This is a genomic window from Salinicola sp. RZ23 (assembly GCF_003206675.1).
Lineage (GTDB): Bacteria > Pseudomonadota > Gammaproteobacteria > Pseudomonadales > Halomonadaceae > Salinicola > Salinicola endophyticus.
Genome location: NZ_PZJK01000007.1, coordinates 530024 through 548663 on the forward strand (window position 1 = coordinate 530024; position 18640 = coordinate 548663).

At 66.9% G+C, this 18640-nt stretch carries 19 protein-coding genes; 5 read left to right on the forward strand and 14 right to left on the reverse strand.

The window, feature by feature from the left end; all coding sequences use genetic code 11:
• Positions 1–198 precede the first annotated feature (198 nt).
• A complete protein-coding gene (locus DOM67_RS08550; RefSeq protein ID WP_110675190.1) occupies positions 199–537 on the forward strand; it encodes a TM2 domain-containing protein in 339 nt (112 codons plus the stop codon).
• A 317-nt stretch (positions 538–854) separates the two neighbouring features.
• On the opposite strand, the gene DOM67_RS08555 is transcribed toward DOM67_RS08550, so the two are convergent.
• The 14 genes from DOM67_RS08555 to radC all read right to left on the reverse strand — a co-directional run bounded on the left by DOM67_RS08555 (position 855) and on the right by radC (position 14822).
• Complete coding sequence (locus tag DOM67_RS08555; RefSeq protein WP_110675191.1) at positions 855–2537, reverse strand: NAD-dependent malic enzyme; 1683 nt, start codon at positions 2535–2537, stop codon at positions 855–857.
• A 278-nt stretch (positions 2538–2815) separates the two neighbouring features.
• Positions 2816–4030, reverse strand: coding sequence for a YeeE/YedE family protein (locus tag DOM67_RS08560; protein WP_110675192.1), 1215 nt, complete (start codon positions 4028–4030; stop codon positions 2816–2818).
• A gap of 215 nt (positions 4031–4245) precedes the next feature.
• Positions 4246–5259, reverse strand: a complete 1014-nt coding sequence (locus DOM67_RS08565) for a tryptophan--tRNA ligase (RefSeq protein ID WP_110675193.1) — start codon at positions 5257–5259, stop codon at positions 4246–4248.
• A gap of 123 nt (positions 5260–5382) precedes the next feature.
• Positions 5383–6801, reverse strand: coding sequence for a Na+/H+ antiporter NhaC family protein (locus tag DOM67_RS08570; RefSeq protein ID WP_110675194.1), 1419 nt, complete (start codon positions 6799–6801; stop codon positions 5383–5385).
• An 81-nt stretch (positions 6802–6882) separates the two neighbouring features.
• Positions 6883–8196, reverse strand: coding sequence for an FAD-binding oxidoreductase (locus DOM67_RS08575; protein WP_110675195.1), 1314 nt, complete (start codon positions 8194–8196; stop codon positions 6883–6885).
• A gap of 2 nt (positions 8197–8198) precedes the next feature.
• Positions 8199–9002, reverse strand: a complete 804-nt coding sequence (locus DOM67_RS08580) for a helix-turn-helix domain-containing protein (protein ID WP_110675196.1) — start codon at positions 9000–9002, stop codon at positions 8199–8201.
• Positions 9003–9201: 199 nt separating this feature from the next.
• The gene (gene ald, locus DOM67_RS08585) at positions 9202–10317 is read right to left on the reverse strand and encodes an alanine dehydrogenase (protein ID WP_110675197.1); all 1116 of its coding nucleotides are present in this window, start codon (positions 10315–10317) and stop codon (positions 9202–9204) included.
• A gap of 161 nt (positions 10318–10478) precedes the next feature.
• The gene (locus DOM67_RS08590) at positions 10479–10922 is read right to left on the reverse strand and encodes a thioesterase family protein (protein ID WP_110675198.1); all 444 of its coding nucleotides are present in this window, start codon (positions 10920–10922) and stop codon (positions 10479–10481) included.
• Positions 10923–10943: 21 nt separating this feature from the next.
• A complete protein-coding gene (locus DOM67_RS08595; RefSeq protein ID WP_110675199.1) occupies positions 10944–11282 on the reverse strand; it encodes a DUF2007 domain-containing protein in 339 nt (112 codons plus the stop codon).
• Positions 11283–11295: 13 nt separating this feature from the next.
• Positions 11296–12498, reverse strand: a complete 1203-nt coding sequence (locus DOM67_RS08600) for a class I SAM-dependent rRNA methyltransferase (protein WP_348627298.1) — start codon at positions 12496–12498, stop codon at positions 11296–11298.
• A 51-nt stretch (positions 12499–12549) separates the two neighbouring features.
• Complete coding sequence (gene mutM / locus DOM67_RS08605; protein WP_110675200.1) at positions 12550–13365, reverse strand: bifunctional DNA-formamidopyrimidine glycosylase/DNA-(apurinic or apyrimidinic site) lyase; 816 nt, start codon at positions 13363–13365, stop codon at positions 12550–12552.
• Between the two features lie 196 nt (positions 13366–13561).
• Complete coding sequence (gene rpmG / locus DOM67_RS08610; protein WP_035472447.1) at positions 13562–13717, reverse strand: 50S ribosomal protein L33; 156 nt, start codon at positions 13715–13717, stop codon at positions 13562–13564.
• 12 nt (positions 13718–13729) lie between these two features.
• Entirely contained in the window at positions 13730–13966 is a 237-nt protein-coding gene (gene rpmB / locus DOM67_RS08615) for a 50S ribosomal protein L28 (RefSeq protein ID WP_106419421.1), read from the reverse strand.
• Positions 13967–14147: 181 nt separating this feature from the next.
• A complete protein-coding gene (gene radC / locus DOM67_RS08620; protein WP_110675201.1) occupies positions 14148–14822 on the reverse strand; it encodes a DNA repair protein RadC in 675 nt (224 codons plus the stop codon).
• Between the two features lie 380 nt (positions 14823–15202).
• Here radC and DOM67_RS08625 point away from each other — a divergent pair, with 380 nt between their 5' ends.
• From DOM67_RS08625 to DOM67_RS08635, 4 genes are all read left to right on the forward strand, one after another.
• On the forward strand, positions 15203–15904 hold the full coding sequence (locus DOM67_RS08625) for a GntR family transcriptional regulator (protein ID WP_110675202.1): 702 nt from the start codon (positions 15203–15205) through the stop codon (positions 15902–15904).
• A 28-nt stretch (positions 15905–15932) separates the two neighbouring features.
• The gene (manD, locus tag DOM67_RS08630) at positions 15933–17144 is read left to right on the forward strand and encodes a D-mannonate dehydratase ManD (RefSeq protein WP_110675203.1); all 1212 of its coding nucleotides are present in this window, start codon (positions 15933–15935) and stop codon (positions 17142–17144) included.
• 75 nt (positions 17145–17219) lie between these two features.
• Positions 17220–17375 carry a hypothetical protein gene (locus DOM67_RS19780; RefSeq protein ID WP_157958815.1) on the forward strand — a complete coding sequence of 52 codons (156 nt, stop codon included), beginning with the start codon at positions 17220–17222 and terminating at the stop codon, positions 17373–17375.
• A gap of 100 nt (positions 17376–17475) precedes the next feature.
• Positions 17476–18459, forward strand: a complete 984-nt coding sequence (locus DOM67_RS08635; RefSeq protein WP_110675204.1) for a TRAP transporter substrate-binding protein — start codon at positions 17476–17478, stop codon at positions 18457–18459.
• Positions 18460–18640: the final 181 nt, after the last annotated feature.

An 18640-nucleotide genomic window follows, 5' to 3' on the forward strand; every position in this document is an offset into this window, starting at 1 on the left:
CTCGAAGCAACGCGTAGAGAACGCCCGTAGGGCGGCCCGCCAGGGCAAGTTGCCGAAGGCAACGCGTCACACGAGACATAACATGGGGTTAGGCGAGTGTTCGACCGGGCTGGCGCACCAGTACCACGCAACGCAGCGATTCGCTCGCGCAGGTATTTATGCAGCGTTTCCCTCAAGTTCATCCATAGGGAACCCCGCATGACCCAAAACGTCGATACCCGGCCGCAGCCGCTCTCCGCCGGCATGATCTACTGCCACGGCTGTGGCAAGCCGATCCACGAGAGCGCCAGGAGCTGCCCGCACTGCGGCGCCGTCGCGCGCAGCGCCAGGAGTGGCCGCAGCAAGTGGAGTGCAGCGATCCTCGCCTTTTTCCTGGGCGGTTTCGGCGTGCACCGTTTCTACCTGGGCCAGCCGATCGTCGGCCTGATCTATCTGCTGTTCTGCTGGACCCTGGTGCCGGCGCTGATCGCCCTCTTCGAGTTCATCTACTTCCTGGTGATCAGCGAAGAGAAGTTCGACCAACAGTACAACCGCTGACGGCAGCAACAGACCGGCAAGAAGCCGCGGGGACGGGACTTGGAAGCCTTTCAGTAGATAACCATTAGATGAAGAGGGCTTCTCCGGCGACAGGGCGTCGCAAGGGCGCTGTGAACCCTTGCCTGGGCGCTACCTTTGCCATCCGTGGCAAAGGACCCTCGCTTTGCCCTGCCTCCGGCGCCCATCGTCAGAAGGTTTGGCAATGAGCGCTTAGCAGGTGATGCAAAACGAACGGCGCGCCCCCGAGGGGACGCGCCGAATATCGCTTTGAGGGACGTGCCAAAGACCGCTTCGACGGACACCCCATATTGCCGCGCTCAGATCGAGCGGCGACGGTACTGACGGTAGCGCGGATACCAGAAGTGGCCGTGGATCGCATCCCACAGCACTTCGTCACTGGAGGTCAGCGCGACGCCATCCTGCTGCGCCTGCTTGCCCACGGCGAAAGCGATCTCCTGGCTGATCTCGCGGATATCGCCGAGCGACGGCAGCAGCGCCCCTTCGCCGGTCTTGACGATCGGCGCGCTCTCGGCCAGCGCATTGGAGGCGGCCATCAGCATGTTGTCGGTGACGCGATTGGCGTTGGCCGCAATCACACCGAGCCCGATGCCCGGGAAGATGTAGGAGTTGTTGCACTGGGCGATGGGAATCTGACGCCCATCGATCTCCACCGGCGCGAACGGGCTGCCGGTGGCGACCATGGCCTGACCGTGGGTCCAGTCGAGCACGTCCTGCGGCGTTGCCTCGACCTTGGAGGTCGGGTTGGAGAGCGGCATCACCAGCGGATTCTCGCAGTGACTGTTGAGCGTGGTGATCACCTCTTCGGTGAACAGCCCGCGCTGCCCCGAGACGCCGATCAGAATGGTCGGCTTGGCATTGCGCACCACGTCGATCAGCCCACGGGCATCACCATCGAAGTCGAGCGCGTCGGGGTCGTGGGCCAGACGCCGCTGGAAGTCGTGCAGGCCATCCATGTCGGTGGTCAACAGACCGTTCTTGTCGACCATGAAGACGCGCTTGCGCGCCTCGGCGTCGGAGAGACCCTCGCGGGTCATCGCCACCACGATCTGCTCGGCGATACCGCAGCCGGCGGAACCGGCGCCGGCGAAGGTGATCACCTGATCGCTGAGCTTGGCGTTCTTGGCCTTGCACGAGGCCAGCAGGGTCGCCACGCACACCGAGGCGGTGCCCTGGATGTCATCGTTGAAGCAGCACAGCTCGTCGCGGTAACGCGCCAGCAGCGGCATGGCGTTAGTCAGCGCGAAGTCTTCGAACTGCAGCAGCACGTTGGGCCAGCGGCGCTTGAGCGCTTCCATGAACAGGGTGATGAACTCGGCGTACTCCTCCGCCGAGACGCGCTCGTGGCGCCAGCCCATGTACATCGGATCGTCGAGCAGCTTCTGGTTGTTGGTGCCCACGTCGAGGGTGATCGGCAGGGTGTAAGCCGGGCTGATACCGCCGCAGGCGGTGTAGAGCGAAAGCTTGCCGATGGGGATGCCCATGCCGCCGATGCCCTGGTCGCCGAGACCGAGAATACGTTCACCATCGGTGACCACGATCACCCGCACCTTGTCCTTGGTCGCACTGCGCAGGATGTCGTCCATGCGATGGCGGTCGGGATAGGAGATGAACAGTCCGCGGTGGTTGCGATAGATCTTGGAGAACTCCTCGCACGCCTCGCCCACCGTCGGGGTGTAGATGATCGGCATCATCTCCTCGAGGTGCTCCTCGAGCAGGCGGAAGAACAGCGTCTCGTTGTCGTCCTGGATACCGCGCAGATAGATGTGCTTGTCGAGGTTGTTCTGGCACATCGTGTACTGGCGATAGGCGCGCTCGACCTGCTCCTCGATGCTTTCGACGTTCTGCGGCAAGAGCCCCAGCAGATTGAACTCGACCCGCTCTTCGCTGGTGAAGGCACTGCCCTTGTTGAGCAGCGGCATCTCCAGCAGCGTCGGGCCGGCGTAGGGAATATAGAGGGGGCGCTTGGCGTGATCGGACATGAATCGGCTCTCGCGATGACCTACGGATGAAAAGCGCCAGCCGGACCGAGCATGACGCCCCGCAACGGGGCCAGACCGGGAAGTGGCGCGCTATCGTTATCGCCCCACCGGCGGCGCCTGGCGGGCGGGCGACCGGCTACCGCCGGTCGAGGGTCGCCCAGTATGCCACTTGGCGGCGCCAAAGACATGTACCGGCGCGGTCACGGAACCGGGCGCGCGCCGTACGGGCACGAAAAAGCCCCGCCGTGGCGGGGCTTGGCACGCCGTGGCTCGCCGCTTCAGCAGCTGGCAGCGACCGGCCTGGCCGGACCGGAGAAGAACAGCGGACGCAGCCGTACACCCAGCATGTTGCCGGCGAAGGCGGCCACCAGCCACAGCCAGCCGTGCAGACTGCCCGAGGCGATACCGCTGAAGTAGGCGCCGATGTTGCAGCCGAAGGCGAGCCGCGCGCCGTAGCCCAGCAGCAGCCCGCCGATGACCGCGGCGGCGACCGAACGCAGCGGAATGCGCAGGCTCGGTGCGAAACGACCAGCCAGCGATGCCGCCAGTCCCGCCCCCAGGATGATGCCGAGATTCATCACCGTGGTGATGTCGCTGAAGATGCTGCTGTCGAGCGAGGCGGCACGTCCGGGGTTCTGCCAGTAGCCCCAGGCGGTGACATCGCCGCCCACCGCCTGGAACGCCTTGGCGCCCCACAACGCGAACGCCGAGGTGATCCCCCAGGGGCGCCCGGCCAGCGCCAGGGTCAGGTAGTTGAGCAGCGCCAGACCGATGGCCCCGGCCAGGATCGGCCACGGACCGGTAAGCCAGCGCGCACCACCATGGGGCACCCGTGGCGCCTGCTCCAATTGCCCGTGGCGGCGTTTCTCCATCACCACCGTGAAGGCGGCAATACCCGCAAACAACACCAGACTGGCGGCGATACCGCCCCCGGTGCCGAACAGATCGATCATCGAGGTGGGCTGGAACGCCGGCAGGCTCTGCCACCAGGCGAAGTGCGCCGTGCCGATCACCGAGCCGACGATGAAGAAGGCGAGCGTGATCAGCATGCGCGCATTACCGCCGCCGACGGTGAACAGCGTGCCCGAGGCGCAGCCGCCACCGAGCTGCATGCCGACGCCGAAGAGGAAAGCGCCGACGATCACCGAGACGCCGATCGGCGAGACGAATCCCCGCACCGGCTCCCCGAATAGTGAGCCCGCGCCCAGCGCGGGGAGAAACAGCACCACCGCCAGCGCCAGCATCACCATCTGCGCGCGCAGACCGCTGCCGCGGCGCTCGGTGATGAATACCCGCCATGCCGAGGTGAAGCCGAAGGAGGCGTGGTAGAGCACCATGCCCAGGGCACCGCCGATCAGCATCAGCCAGCCCTGACGGCCGCCGACGAAGAGCCCCACGGCGAGCGCACCGAGTACCAGAAGCAGCGCGGCGAACCACGCCTTGGGCGAGAGCCGCCCCAGCCCGGGCGGCGCGGTTTGTGTCAATGTCGTCATAAGCGATATCCCTTTTTAGACCGGAATCGAATGGGCGATACCTTAGTCTTTTGGTCAGGAATTCGAAAACGACTAGATATTCTTTATATAGACGAAAGTGTTATATGCCCCGATCGATGCCGTCGCCTGCCGGATGCCCAGACGGCAACGAGCCGGCGCAGGGCCGGCTCGTCGGGTTAGCGGGGTGTGGCGCCACGAAGTGACGGGCAGCCGAGCTACTGGAAGCGCCCCAGCCCCACGGCCACCCGCAGCCGTTCCATCAGCGTATTGGCTTCGGCGCGGGCGCGCTCGGCGCCACGCTGCAGGACCTGTTCGATATGCCCGGGATCGTTCATCAGCGCCTCATAGCGCTCGCGCGGTCCACTCAGGTGCGCATCGAGGTACTCGAACACCTCGTTCTTGGCCTCGCCCCAGCCGATCCCTTCGGCATAGCGGCGACGCATGTCGGCGCTCTCCTCGGCCGTGGCGAAGGCGCTGTAGATCTGGAACAGGGTGCAGGTTTCCGGGTCCTTGGGTTCCCCGGGCTCCAGCGAGTTGGTCTTGATCTTGCGTACCAGCTTCTGGAGTTTCTTGGCCGAGACGAACAGTGGGATGGTGTTGTCGTAGCTCTTGGACATCTTGCGCCCGTCGAGCCCGCGCAGCACCTCGACCTTCTCGTCGACGATCGCCTCGGGCAGGGAGAAGTAGTCACCCTTGTAGATATGATTGAAGCGCCCCGCCATGTCGCGGGCCATCTCGATATGCTGGATCTGGTCACGCCCAACCGGCACCTTGTGGGCGTTGAACATCAGGATATCGGCGGCCATCAGCACCGGATAGCCGAACAGCCCCATGGTGACGCCCCGATCCGGGTCGGGGACACCGCCCTCTTCGTTCTCCGCGACCGCCGCCTTGTAGGCGTGGGAGCGGTTCATCAGCCCCTTGGCGCAGACGCAGGAGAGCAGCCAGGCGAGTTCCGGGATCTCGTGGATGTCGGACTGGCGATAGAAGATCGCGTTGTCGGTATCCAGCCCCAGCGCCAGCCAGGTGGCGGCGATCTCGAGCCGCGACTGCTGCACCCGCTGCGGGTCCTGCGCCTTGATCAGCGCATGCAGGTCGGCGAGGAAGTAGTAGGACTGCACATCGGGATTCTGGCTCTCGGCGATCGCCGGCTTGATCGCGCCGACATAGTTGCCCAGATGCGGCGTACCCGTGGTGGTGATGCCGGTAAGAACGCGTCGCTGGCTCATGAACTCTTCGATCGATGGGAGAGTGGACGGGAAATGGCGAATGGCGGCAGTTTACCTTGCCGCCCGTGCCTTAGCGAACCCACCCTGGTGCAGCCACCCTCGACATGGCGGGGACGCCGGGGCTCAACCGATATCGACCAGGGTCACGCCCACCAGCAGATAGATCGCCAGTGACACCAGCGCCACCGCCAGCGCGTAGGGAATCTGGGTGCGCACGTGGTCCATGTGGTCGCAGGCGGAGCCGGTCGAGGCAAGCACCGTGGTATCCGACAGCGGCGAGCAGTGATCGCCGAATACCCCCCCGCCGGCCACCGCGGCGATGGTGGCGTAGACCAGCGGCGTCAGCGTATCGCCGGTGAAGACAAAGGCCACCGGTACCGAGATCGGCATCATGATCGCGAAGGTGCCCCAGGAGGAGCCGGTGGCGAAGGCGATCAGCGCCGCCAGCAGGAAGGTGATCGCCGGCAGTAGCGTCGGCGAGAGCCAGTCGCGGCTGATCTCGACGATATAGTCGGCGGTGCCCATCTCCTTGGAGAGCTGATTGAGCGAGTAGGCCAGGGCCAGGATCAGAATCGCCGGCATCACCCCTTTCATGCCGGCGGTGGCGGTCTTCATGATGTCGTTGAGCGGGATGCCCTGCAGCCGCATGATCACCCCCAGCACCACCGCCGCGGCCAGGAAAGCTTCCATCGTCTTGGCCGAGCCCATGACCACGAAGGTGCTCACGCCGACGCCGATCACGATCAGCACCGGCAGCACGAAGTTGAGAAACAGGTGAGTGCGCACGCCCTCGAACGGCTGCAGGTCGGTCAGCTCCTCGCCGAGCAGCGGATCGGCGCCGTCACGAAACACCTTGCCCTCGTTCTGGGCACGCGCCTCGGCGTGCTTGAGCGGGCCGAACAGCGGTACTACGCCCACGATCACCAGCCCCACCACCAGCACCGAGAGCCAGGCGTAGAGATTGAACGGCACCGCGTAGACGAACGCCTGCATGGCCTCACCCGCGGTGTCGATCGGGCCCATGCCGATCAAGAGCCCCGAGATGAATACCGCCCAGCCGGTGATCGGTACCAGTACGCTGACCGGCGCCGAGGTGGAGTCGGCGATATAGGCCAGCTTCTCCCGCGAGACACGGTAGCGGTCGGTGAGTCCGCGCAGGGTGGAGCCGACGAACAGCGGGCTGAAGTAGTCGCTGAAGAACACGAACATGCCCATGAACCAGCCCACCAGCTGGACCCGCACCCGCGACAGCGCCCGCGCCTCGACCCAGGCGGTGAAGTTGCGGATCGCCCCGGTGCGCTGGAAGAAGGCGATGACGGTACCGATGAACAGCTCCAGCAGCAGGATCCACGAGAAGTCCGTGGTCCCCAGCGAGCGCTTCAACAGGGTGGGAAAACCCAGCGGCCCCTGCCCCATGATCGATACCCCCACCACGCAGGCCACGGCCAGCGAGAACACGGTATTGCGGGTGGCGAAGGCCAGGACGATGGCGAGACAGGCGGGCAGCAGCGAGAGCAGCCCATAGTGCATTTGCGGATCCATGCTGACTCCTTGGGTGTTGTTGATGTTGTTATCGAACCGGGATCGTCGTCTTGCGCTTGCTGGCGCCATCACTCGTGGCGCCTAGGCCTCGTCGCGGCCCCGGCGCTGCTCCACGCGGCGGATCGCTTCGAACGCCAGGCGCCGAATCGGCGCCGGTGGCATCCAGCTGGCGCGGCCGAACAGCGCCGGGATGTCCTCCGCCGACCGCCCCAGCGCCAGCCGTGCCAGCGCCTCGCCCAGCACGCTGCCCTTGACGATGCCGCCGCCGTTGCAGCCCGCCGAGACGTAGAGCCCCGGGCCGATCTCGCCCCATAGCGGCGCACCGTTGTGGGTCAGCCCGGTGGTGCCGCCCCAGACCTGCTCGAAGCCGACATCGGCCAGTTCCGGATAACGCGCCGCCAGGCTCGCGGCCAGCCCGACGGCCACCTTGGCCGGGTCGCGCTCGCGCTCGTAGTCGTACTGGGCGCGGATCATCAAGCGCCGGTCGGCGGTGGTGCGCAGGGTGCAGCCGAGCCGGTGCGCCGGCAGCAGCCCCCAGGGCGTTCCGGCCACCGCGGCGGTATGGGCAGGCGTCAGCGGCGCAGTCAACGCGGCGTAGGTATAGATGGCGGTGAGGCGTGACCGGTCGGCACCCAGGGCGCGGGCAAAAGCGTTGTTGGCCAGCATCACCTGGCGCGTGCGGATCTCGCCCTCGGGGGTGGTCACGCGCCAGCCATCGCCGTCCCGGGTCAGTGACAGCGCCGGGCTCTGCTCGTAGCAGGTGACCGCCGGCGGCAGCGCCGCCACCAGCCCGCGAATCAGCGCCGCCGGCTGCACCAGATAGCAGTCCGGCGAGTAGAGCCCCTCGGCGTAGTAGTCGGTGCCCAGGCGCTCGGCCAGGGCCGCGCGATCGAGACGGCGGTAATCGAGCCCCGCGGCGTGCAGAAACTCGGCGTAGCTGGCCAGCGCCACGCGCCCGGCGGCGCCCCGAGCGGCACGGAAGGTGCCGCTGCGGGTCAGTTGGCAGTCGATGGCGTGGGTATCGACCTGCGCCTTGAGTGACGCCATCGCCTCGCGGCTGAGGCGGTTGAGGGTCGCCATGCGCGACAGCGCCCCACTGCTGGCATCGTTGGCCAGCGCGATCTCCAGCATGAAGCCGGAGTTGCGCCCCGGGCTGCCGTCGCCGAGGGTCTCCGCCTCGAGCATCACCACCCGTCGGTCGGGCGCCAACGCCTGATAGGTACGCGCGGCGGCGACCCCGGTGTAGCCGGCACCGACGATCACCAGCTCGGCGCGCTCGTCGCCGCGCTGGCTCGGCCCGGGCGTGCGCGCCGGCAGCAACGCCTGCCAGCCACAGGGGCTGCGATGACTGGGGTGAGTGGCGAGGTGCGGCGCCAGGTGGGGAGCTCGCGTCATGTTCAGGACTCCGGCTGCAGCAGACCGTGGAGATCGGCTTTCAGGTCGGCGACCTCGCTGGCCATGGCGGTGATCAGCGTGGCGCGGTGCGCCTCGCTCAGACGCGACTTGAGCAGCGAGCAGCTGAAGGCGCCGAGACAGCGCTCGCCCGGACCGAGTAGCGGCATCGCCAGACCGGTGAACTCGGGCAGGCTCGAACCCTCGACGCCACGTGCATGCCCATGGGCATGGCAGTAGTCGATCTCGCGGCGTACCGCAGCGACATCGATGGCGTAGTCGCGCATCAAGCACTCGCGATTGGCCTCCAGAATCCAGGCCCGCTCGCGTTCCTCCAGCGACGCCAGCAGTGCGATCGAGGCCTGGCCCACGCCCAGCGGCACACGTCCGCCGATGGACGCCACAAAGCCCCCCACCGGGTAGGCCCCGTTCTGGATCTCCAGGCAGACTGCATGCAGGCCATCGTGGGCGAAGAGATAGAAGCTGCCGCCCAGGCGCTGGGCCAGCGCCAGCAGCCGCGGCCGCGCCAGATCGCGCAGCTGGGCGCCATTGCCCGCCTCGGCCCCCAGTACCAGCAGCTCGTAGCCGAGCAGATAGCGGTGACGCAGCGGCGAGGGGCGCAGAAAGCCCTCCTCGCGCAGCCCCTTGAGCAGGCGGTAGATGGTCGGTCGGCTCAGCTCGGTGGCGTCGAGATAGTCATCGATACCCGCCCCTCGGGCGCCACAGGCGGCGGTCACGCGCAGCAGCGCCATCACGTGGCGCAGGGTCGAGGGCGTGTGTGAGGCGTCACGGCTGGCAGGCACGGTCATGGCTCGGCGGCGAATGTCGTTCGAGCATACCGAGACGCGCGGGCGAATTCGTCTCGCTATGCGAGACTCGACATCCGCGCTCGGCGGGTCTGGCGGGCTACTGGCTCAGCGTCTCCCGGCGCGGTCAGGGACAAGCCCCGCCGCACCTACGGCCTCCACGGCGCCGCCACGAATGACGGCGCAGAGGTCAGGGTCACGCTCAGCGCAGGCAGCTGTCGGCAGCGACCGCGTCGATGCCGAACGCCTCGCCGACCGCGGCGTAGGTCAACTGGCCGGCGTGGACGTTGAGCCCGGCGAGGAAATGGGCGTCATCAGCCAGCGCCTGCTGCCAGCCCTTGTCGGCCAGGGCGATGACGAACGGCAGGGTGGCATTGGTCAACGCCTGGGTGGAGGTACGCGCCACCGCGCCCGGCATGTTGGCCACGCAGTAGTGGACGATGCCATCGACAATGTAGCTCGGCTCGGCATGGGTGGTGGGACGGCTGGTCTCGAAGCAGCCGCCCTGGTCGATCGCCACGTCGACCAGCACGCTGCCGGGCTTCATCTCGGCGAGCATGGCGCGGGTGATCAGCTTGGGCGCCGCCGCGCCGGGCACCAGCACCGCGCCGACGATCAGATCGGATTCACGAATCGCCTGCTCCAGGGTCTCGGCGGTGGAGTAGACGGTGCGGATGGCACCCTGATAACGGTGATCGAGCACCTCGAGGCGCGCCAGCGACTTGTCGAGGATGGTCACCTCGGCGCCCAGCCCGAGCGCCATGCGCGCAGCGTTCTCGCCCACCACGCCGCCGCCGATCACGCTGACCTTGGCCGGCGCCACGCCGGGCACCCCCGGCAGCAGGATGCCGGCACCGCCCTGAGCCTTCTCCAGGCTGTGCGCGCCGGCCTGAACCGCCATGCGCCCGGCGACTCGGCTCATCGGTGCCAGCAGCGGCAGCCCGCCCTGGGCGTCGGTGATGGTCTCGTAGGCGATGCAGGTGGCACCGCTGTCGAGCAGCCCGCGGGTAAGCGTCTCCTCCGCGGCCAGATGCAGATAGGTGAACAGGATCTGGCCCGGGCGCAGCCGCGCCACCTCCGCCGCCTGGGGCTCCTTGACCTTGAGGATCGCCTCGGCCTCGCGCCACAGCACCTCGACGTCATCGACGATCTCCGCCCCGGCCTCACGATAGGCGTCGTCGGGGTAGCCGGCACCGCCACCGGCGCTCGCCTCGACCGACACCCGATGGCCACGGGCGAGAAGTTCACGCGCGCCGCCCGGGGTCAGGGCGACGCGATACTCATGGTTCTTGATTTCCTTGGGGACACCGATATGCATGGCGGATTCCTCGATCGTGATTTGTCGTTGGGGGGATCGAGCGGATTACAGCACAGCAGCCATATCGACGGGATACCTGATAAAAAAAGACGAAAAAATCGCGCATCGACCCAATCTTGCCACGAAAATTCTCGTCAATAGACGCGAAACAGCAGAAAAGACTAACAAACTGCCGGAGAGATCACCGCACCGCCGTAGACCTCGACGAAGCGTGCCGGCATGCGTCGCGGCCGGCCGCTGGAGAGTTCGATGCAGGCGAAGCGGGTGTGCGCCCGCAGCAGCGTGGCGCCGGTGGTGTCATTGCGCAGCTGGAAGCGTCGCTCCAGCGTCAGGCGGCCATCGCAGGCGACGATCCAGGTGGCGATCTGCAAGCGATCGCCCTCGAACGCCGGGGCGAGATAGTCGAGCTCGTGGCGGTGCACGACCATGCCGCGGTCGAGCGCGCGGTAGTCCTCGAGCCCCAGCCCCAGCGCCCGCGAGTGGGCCCAGCTGGCACGCTCGACCCAGCGCAGATACTCGGCGTTGTTGACGTGTCCGTAGTGGTCGATATGGCTCGCCTCGACCGCGATGTCGAGGGTGAAGGGGTGGGGTAGATCCCAGCTCATGCCGTCCTCCTGCAGTGGCTGTCAGGCCGGCGCCGAACCAGCGGGCGGGCGCGGGGCAGCGCACTGCCAGCAGGTGTCGAAGGCACCTGCGAGGCGCTCGCCGCAGCCGGGGCAGACCCAGTCGGCGGGCACGTCCGCCGGCCCCTCCAGCGCCTCGTGCAACAGCACCCAGGCACGCTCGTATTCGGCCCGGGCCACCCATACCTGTGGCTCGCACTGGTCCATTGGCAACTCGCCGGCGGCGCCGGCCAGGGTCATGTTACGCAACTCGACGACGATACCCGCGCTGTCGATGACATTGCGAACATGACACACCAGCAAGACATTGGGATGACGAAAGAGGCAGACTAGCGCCGTCATCGCCCCCCCCCTCTTAATTGCGGAAGACACGCACACCGAGCGCCTTGAGATAGGCAGTCTCGGGGATCGCCGGGTGGATCGGATGGTCGCCGGCCTGGCCGCCGCGATAGAGGATCTGACCATGGCGGTCCTGATGGCGCACGGCACCGCGCACGCACTCGACCAGACGCTCCTCGGCCAGATGCATCGAGCAAGACGCCGACAACAGCAGGCCATCGCGACCGAGCAGGCGCATCGCCTCGCGATTCAGACGCGCGTAGGCGCGCTCACCGTTGGTGATGTCCTTGCGCTTCTTGATGAAGGCCGGCGGGTCGAGCACCACCACGTCGAAGCGCTCGCCCTCGGCGCGCAGCGCGGTCAGTGCCTCGAACACGTCGCCGTGGCCCACCGCCACCTGCTCGTGCAGGCCGTTGAGCGCCGCGTTCTCGGCCACCCGCTCGAGCGCCGACTCGGAGGCGTCGATGCAGAGCACTTCGCTGGCACCGTGGGCCGCCGCCTGCACGCCCCAGCCACCGACATAGCTGAACAGATCGAGCACCCGCTTGCCGGCGACCAGGCCGTTGAGCCAGGCACGGTTGGCGCGGTGGTCGTAGAACCAGCCGGTCTTCTGGCCATCCAGCACCGGCGCGACGAAGCGCACGCCGTTCTCCTCCAGCAGCACCTGCTCGGGGAGCTCGCCGTGCACCACCGCCACTTCCGACTCGAGCTGCTCGAGCCGGCGGCCGCTGGAGTCGTTCTTGAACACGATCGCCCGCGGCGACAGCACCTTGTCCAGCGCCGCGATCACCTCGTCGCGCACCCGCTCCATGCCCAGGGTATTGAGCTGCACCACCAGCACGTCGTCGAAACGGTCGACGATCAGCCCCGGCAGCAGGTCCCCCTCGCCGTGGACCAGACGGTAGAACGGCTTGGCGAAGAGCCGCTCACGCAGGCCGAGGGCCTGATTGAAACGGTGCACCAGCAGCGAGCGGTCCAGGCGCACATCGGCATCCCGCGAGACCACCCGGGCACAGATCAGCGAGTGTGGATTGACGTAGGCCACCCCCAGCGGCTTGCCGTTGGCGGCCTCGATCACCGCCTGGGCGCCGGGTTCGAGCTCCTTCAGCGGCGTGGCCTGGATATCGATCTCGTTGGAGTAGAGCCACAGATGGCCCGCCTTCAGGCGGCGGTCGGCGTTCTTCTTGAGGCGCAGGGTCTGGGGCACGGAGGACTCCATGGGCAGATTGGGAGGATCGGGGCGCATTCTAACAGTATCGGAGCCAGGCGCTCAGCGCTGACAGAGCGGACAGTAGACGCTGGCGCGCTGCCCCAGGGTCACCTGGCGCAGCAGGTGGCCGCACTCGCGGCACGGCTCATTGGCGCGGCCGTAGACGTTGAGGCGCTGGGCGAAGTAACCGGGCTCGCCTGTGCCGCTGACGAAATCGCGTAAGGTCGTGCCACCCTGGGTGATCGCCGCTGCCAGCACCGTCTTGATCGCCTCGGCCAGGCGTGCGTAGCGCTCGCGCGAGACGCGTCCGGCGGCGCGGCGCGGATCGATCCCGGCCATGAACAGCGCCTCGCTGGCGTAGATGTTACCTACCCCCACCACCACGGCGTTGTCCATGATGAACGGCTTGATCGCCGCCCGGCGCCCCCGCGACAGGGTGTAGAGACGCTCGCCGTCGAAATCGGGCGACAGCGGCTCCGGCCCCAGCCGCGCGAGCCTCGGGTCGGCGCCGGCCTCCGTCGCCAGCCAGTCGACGAAGCCGAAACGGCGCGGATCGTGGTAGCGCAGGATGGCGCCACCCTCGACCACCACGTCGACATGGTCGTGCTTTCTGGGCAGATCGCCCACCTGGGCCAGGCGCAGGCTGCCGGACATGCCCAGATGCCACAGCAGCGAACGGCTGCCCACCGGCAGCAGCAGGTACTTGGCGCGGCGCGTGAGCTCGCCGAAGCGCGCGCCGATCAGCGCCGACTCCAGATCCGCCGGCACCGGCACGCGCAGGCTGCGGCTACGCACGATCACCTCGACGATCTCGCGGCCCTCGACGTGGGGCGCGATACCGCGGCGGGTGGTCTCGACTTCGGGGAGTTCCGGCATGGCAGATCCTCGGGAATCACGATCGATGACGACGAACGCGGGCACGGCCGACTGCGCTCACCCGCGGCAGGCCACAGGGCCAGGCGCGCTCAGGTGCCGCCGGCGCGACAGGTACAGACGCGCCCGGGACGGATGCGCCGGGCCTAAACGCGAAGACCCGGCCGAGGCCGGGTCTTCGTGCTACGCAAAAGCCGGATCACTTGATCTTGGCTTCCTTGTAGATGACGTGCTTGCGAACGACCGGATCGTACTTCTTGAATTCAAGCTTGTCCGGGGTGTTACGCTTGTTCTTGGCGGTGGTGTAGAAGTGACCGGTACCGGCACTGGACACCAACTTGATCTTGTCACGCATCTCTCAGACTCCTTAAATGCTGGCGCCGCGCTTGCGGATGTCGCTGAGCACCGCTTCGATGCCTTTCTTGTCGATGATGCGCATGCCCTTGGAGGAGATGCGCAGCTTGACGAACCGCTTCTCGGACTCGACCCAGAAACGATGGGTGTGCAGGTTCGGCACGAAACGACGACGCGTCTTGCGCTGTGAGTGCGAGACGTTATTACCAGTCACCGGACGCTTACCGGTAACCTGACAAACTTGGGACATGGAAGCCTCCGACCACTGGCGGGTTATGCAGATTTAGCTCGGGCAAACCACGAAAAATGGCTGGCGTCCGCCTTCTGCCCTGTTTCAAAGGGCGTACTTTATACCAGACCCCCCACCCTGCCGCAAGCGCACGGGCGCTTTTTAACGCCAAGCGCAGCGCCCGGCATCGACTCCGCCGCGCTCACAGCCAGCCACGTTCGACGAACGAAATCACCTCGCCGTCGCCCACCACGAAGTGGTCGAGCACGCGGATATCGAAAAGCCCCAGCGCCTCGCTCAGGCGCTCGGTGACACGGCGATCCGACTGGCTCGGTTCAGCCAGGCCGGATGGGTGATTATGGGCGAAGATCAGCGCGCCCGCGTTGTGGGCCAGCGCCCGGCGCGCCACTTCCCGCGGATAGATCGAAGCACCATCCAGCGTCCCTTCGGCGAGAATCTCGAAGCGAATCACCCGGTGCTGGTTGTCCAGGAACAGCGCCGCGAACGCCTCGTGGGGAAGATGACGCAGCTGGGCGCTGAGAAAGCGGCGCACCAGGGTCGGCGAGGTGAGCGCGGCGTCGCGCTCGAGCAGACTGCCGAGATGGCGCCGCGAGAGTTCCAGCGTTGCCTGCAACTGAACGTACTTGGCCTCGCCTAGCCCATGCTCGGCGCAGAAGCGCTGGCGATCCGCCTCCAGCAGCGGCCGCAGACCGCCGAAGCTGGCGAGCAGGTCCCGCGCCAGGTCCACCGCCGAGCGCCCCTTGACCCCGACGCGCAGGAAGATCGCCAACAGCTCGGCATCGGAGAGCGCCGAGGCACCCAGCGTCAGCAGCTTCTCGCGCGGGCGCTCGCCCGCTGGCCAGTCGTTGATGCCCATATCCGCCTCTCCTCTTCTCTGACCGGTCTCCTCTTTACCCGGTCCCTCTCACCTGCGCTTCTCTGCCTGCACGTCTCTGCCGGGCCCCTGCGCTACCCGACCTGCACCGCGGGCGGCGCGACCGCCAGGGCGTTGGCGCCACGCGGACTTCCCTCGCCCTGAAAAGAGATCGGCCACCACGGCAAAAACTGTGGGCCGCGACGTGGCGTACAAGGACGTGGCGTACAAGGACGTGGCGGCCTCACGCAATCGATGTGGGGCCACCAAAGTCGAATCGCCAAGCCTCGCAGGCAACTACCATACTAGATAGACAAGGAAGACAAAGACGCCACCAGGGCGCCTGTCCACGCCATTCAGCCCCGCTCCAGACGAGGATCGCCGTGAGCCAATCGCTCTACAGCCTATGGGACGCCAGCGCGACCGGCCCCGTGCGCCAGCGCCTCTACGACACCCTGCGCCAGGCGATCATCCGGCTGGCGCTGGCCCCCGGCCAGGCGCTCTCGGAGAAGGAGATCGCCGACACCTTCGCGGTCAGCCGCCAGCCGGTGCGCGAGGCGTTCATTCGTCTTTCCGAGGCGGGGCTGGTCGAGGTGCGCCCCCAGCGCGGCACCTTCGTGGTCAAGATTTCGCCCAGAGCGGTCTACAGCGCGCGCTTCGTGCGCGAGGCGATCGAGGTCGCGGTGGCCAAGTCGGCAGCGGAGTCGGGGCTCTCCCGGCGCGGTCTCGACGAGCTCTACGAACTGGTCGAGCGCCAGCGGCGCACCCTGGGCAGCGACGACTACGAGCGTTTCTACCTGCTCGACGAAGCCTTCCACCAGACGCTGTCGCGGGAAGCCGGCCACGCCTCGGCGTGGCGTTTCACCGAAGAGGTCAAGGCGCACTTCGACCGCGTGCGCTACATCAGCGTGCCCGACGGTACGCCGCTGGAGACCCTGGTCGCCCAGCACGAGCGCATCGTCGGTGCCATCGCCGAACGCGACCCGGCCGCCGCCGAGCGCGCGGTCCAGGCGCACCTGCGCGAGCTGCTGACCTCGCTGCCGCGTCTGATCGAACGCCACCCCGAGCTGTTCGCCGAGTGCTGAACAGACCGCCACCGCCGCCGGAGAGCGCATGAAAATCATCGACGCCCGCGTCATCGTCACCTGCCCGGGACGCAACTTCGTCACCCTGAAGCTCGTCACCGAATCCGGCATCCATGGCATCGGCGACGCCACCTTGAACGGCCGCGAGATGGCCGTGGTCGCCTATCTGCAAGAGCATGTGGTGCCGGCACTGATCGGCCGCGACGCCAGCCGCATCGAGGATACCTGGCAGTACCTCTATCGCGGCGCCTACTGGCGTCGCGGCCCGGTCACCATGAGTGCGATCAGCGCGGTGGACATGGCGCTGTGGGACATCAAGGGCAAGGCGGCCAATCTGCCGCTCTACCAGCTCCTGGGCGGCAAGAGCCGCGAGCGGGTGATGACCTACGCCCACTGCACCGGCAAGGAGATCGACAGCTGCCTCGAGGAGGTCGCCCGTCACGTCGAACTGGGCTACAAGGCCGTGCGCGTCCAGGCCGGCGTACCCGGGATCGACACGATCTATGGCGTGGCCAAGCGCGAAGGCGAGCGCTACGAGCCGGCGGACGCCGAACTGCCCGCCGAGCACGTCTGGAGCACGGAGAAGTATCTCAACCACGTGCCCAAGCTGTTCGCCGCCGTACGCGAGCACTTCGGCCACGAGCTGCATCTGCTCCACGACGTCCACCACCGGCTGACGCCGATCGAAGCGGCACGGCTGGGCAAGGCGGTAGAGCCCTATCATCTCTTCTGGCTGGAGGATTGCGTGCCCGCCGAGAACCAGGAGAGCCTGCGCCTGATCCGCGAGCACACCACCACGCCGCTGGCCATCGGCGAGGTGTTCAACTCGATCCACGACTGCCGCGAGATGATCCAGAACCAGTGGATCGACTATATCCGCACCCCGCTGACCCACGGCGGCGGCATCACCCACGTGCGCCGGATCGCCGATTTCGCCTCGCTCTATCACGTGCGTACCGGCTTCCACGGGCCGACGGACCTGTCGCCGGTGTGCCTCGGCGCAGCGGTTCACTTCGACACCTGGGTGCCCAACTTCGGCATTCAGGAGCACATGCCCCACGACCCGCTGACCGATAGCGTCTTCCCCCACGACTACCGCTTCGAGGCGGGGCACTTCGTGGTCGGCGAGGCACCGGGCCACGGTGTCGACATCGACGAAGACGCCGCTGCCCGCCACCCCTACAAACCCGCCAGCCTGCCGGTCAACCGGCTCGAGGACGGCACCCTGTGGCACTGGTGATGTGACACGCAGCGCCACCGCCGGCGCGTGGCGAATCGCCCCGGCGCAGGCCGCACCATTTTTCAGGAGAGTTCGATGCCAGCCTTTCACATCAGCGCCCCGCACGCCTTCAGGGTCGCCGAGCAGCCCGCCGGACGCCTCGGCCGGCTCGGTTTCCACCTGATACCAATCGATCTGCTCGCCAACCCTCCAGAACGGGCACACCAGGTGCGGGGGCGAATCGCGCCCTGACGCCCTGCCAGGCGGGTCGCGGCGTCACTCGCTCCGGCCCGTCGTCCCCGCGGCACAACAGTGACAACGCCGCGTCACCTCACCCAAGGAGTTTCACGCCATGTTCTCCACCCCGACCCTCAAGCAGCTACTCGCCGGCGTCGCGCTCGGCGCCACTCTGGTCGCCAGCCAGGCCACCTTCGCCGCCGACTACACGCTCAAGTTCGGCCACCTGGCCAACGCGCAGAACATCTGGAACAAGGCCGCCCTCAAGTTCAAGGAACTGGTGGAAACCCACTCCGATGGCCGGATCGAGGTCCAGGTCTTTCCCAACGAGCAGCTCGGCAACGAGATGGATGTGATCAACAGCATCCAGCTCGGCACCGCCGACATGACCATCACCGGCGAGAGCCTGCAGAACTGGGCGCCCAAGGCGGCGATGATGGCGGTGCCTTACCTGTTCAAGGATGCCGACCAGCTGCGCCGTGCCGTGGAGGGCGATGTCGGCAAGCAGATCGAAGCGCAGATCACCGAGCGCACCGGCCTGGTGCCGCTGGCCTGGTTCGAGCGCGGCCCGCGCGAGCTGACCTCCAACCGCCCGATCAAGAGCCCCGACGATCTCGACGGCCTGCGCCTTCGCGTACCCAACGTGCCGCTGTTCGTCGATACCTGGAAGGCACTCGGCGCACGGCCGACGCCGATGGCGTTCAGCGAAGTGTTCACCGCACTGCAGCAGAACACCATCGAGGCCCAGGAGAACCCGCTCAGCCTGATCGAGAGCGCCAGCTTCAACGAGGTGCAGAAGTACGTCGACATGACCGACCACGTGCGCAGCTGGATCTACGTGGTGATCGGCAAGCAGAAGCTCGAATCGATGCCCGCTGACCTGCAACAGGTGGTGCGCGATGCCGCCAGCCAGATGCAGACCTATGAAGAGACGCTGTTCGCCGCCGACCAGAAGCGGCTCGAACAGGCGCTCAAGGACAAGGGCATGACCTTCGTCGAGGTGGACCAGGCGGCCTTCGCCAAGAAGGCCAAGCCGGCGGTGCTCGACGCCCTGAACGACGAGCAGCGCGCGCTCTATAAAGAGATCCAGGCGCTCTGAATTAGGCACTGTCTGAAAAGGACTGCGCTCGCCCATGCGGCGTTAAAAATCGGCTCAAAATGCTCATTTACAACCCGTAAACTCCGCGTTTTCGCCGATTTTTGCCTTGCCTGGCCTTCGCTCGTCGACTTTTCAGACAGCACCTAGGCGTTCTGAACCAGACGTCGCCCGCCGGTGACGC

Bases quoted from the DNA above. Each gene is read 5' to 3' on its own strand.
- DOM67_RS08600 (WP_348627298.1), bottom strand. From the start codon at position 12,498: ATGGAGTCCTCCGTGCCCCAGACCCTGCGCCTCAAGAAGAACGCCGAC.
- radC (WP_110675201.1), bottom strand. From the start codon at position 14,822: ATGGGCATCAACGACTGGCCAGCGGGCGAGCGCCCGCGCGAGAAGCTG.
- DOM67_RS08595 (WP_110675199.1), bottom strand. From the start codon at position 11,282: ATGACGGCGCTAGTCTGCCTCTTTCGTCATCCCAATGTCTTGCTGGTG.
- DOM67_RS08580 (WP_110675196.1), bottom strand. From the start codon at position 9,002: ATGACCGTGCCTGCCAGCCGTGACGCCTCACACACGCCCTCGACCCTG.
- DOM67_RS08560 (WP_110675192.1), bottom strand. From the start codon at position 4,030: ATGACGACATTGACACAAACCGCGCCGCCCGGGCTGGGGCGGCTCTCG.
- DOM67_RS08550 (WP_110675190.1), top strand. From the start codon at position 199: ATGACCCAAAACGTCGATACCCGGCCGCAGCCGCTCTCCGCCGGCATG.
- mutM (WP_110675200.1), bottom strand. From the start codon at position 13,365: ATGCCGGAACTCCCCGAAGTCGAGACCACCCGCCGCGGTATCGCGCCC.
- rpmB (WP_106419421.1), bottom strand. From the start codon at position 13,966: ATGTCCCAAGTTTGTCAGGTTACCGGTAAGCGTCCGGTGACTGGTAAT.
- DOM67_RS08565 (WP_110675193.1), bottom strand. From the start codon at position 5,259: ATGAGCCAGCGACGCGTTCTTACCGGCATCACCACCACGGGTACGCCG.
- DOM67_RS08570 (WP_110675194.1), bottom strand. From the start codon at position 6,801: ATGGATCCGCAAATGCACTATGGGCTGCTCTCGCTGCTGCCCGCCTGT.
- DOM67_RS08555 (WP_110675191.1), bottom strand. From the start codon at position 2,537: ATGTCCGATCACGCCAAGCGCCCCCTCTATATTCCCTACGCCGGCCCG.
- rpmG (WP_035472447.1), bottom strand. From the start codon at position 13,717: ATGCGTGACAAGATCAAGTTGGTGTCCAGTGCCGGTACCGGTCACTTC.
- DOM67_RS08575 (WP_110675195.1), bottom strand. From the start codon at position 8,196: ATGACGCGAGCTCCCCACCTGGCGCCGCACCTCGCCACTCACCCCAGT.
- DOM67_RS08590 (WP_110675198.1), bottom strand. From the start codon at position 10,922: ATGAGCTGGGATCTACCCCACCCCTTCACCCTCGACATCGCGGTCGAG.
- ald (WP_110675197.1), bottom strand. From the start codon at position 10,317: ATGCATATCGGTGTCCCCAAGGAAATCAAGAACCATGAGTATCGCGTC.
- manD (WP_110675203.1), top strand. From the start codon at position 15,933: ATGAAAATCATCGACGCCCGCGTCATCGTCACCTGCCCGGGACGCAAC.
- DOM67_RS08635 (WP_110675204.1), top strand. From the start codon at position 17,476: ATGTTCTCCACCCCGACCCTCAAGCAGCTACTCGCCGGCGTCGCGCTC.
- DOM67_RS19780 (WP_157958815.1), top strand. From the start codon at position 17,220: ATGCCAGCCTTTCACATCAGCGCCCCGCACGCCTTCAGGGTCGCCGAG.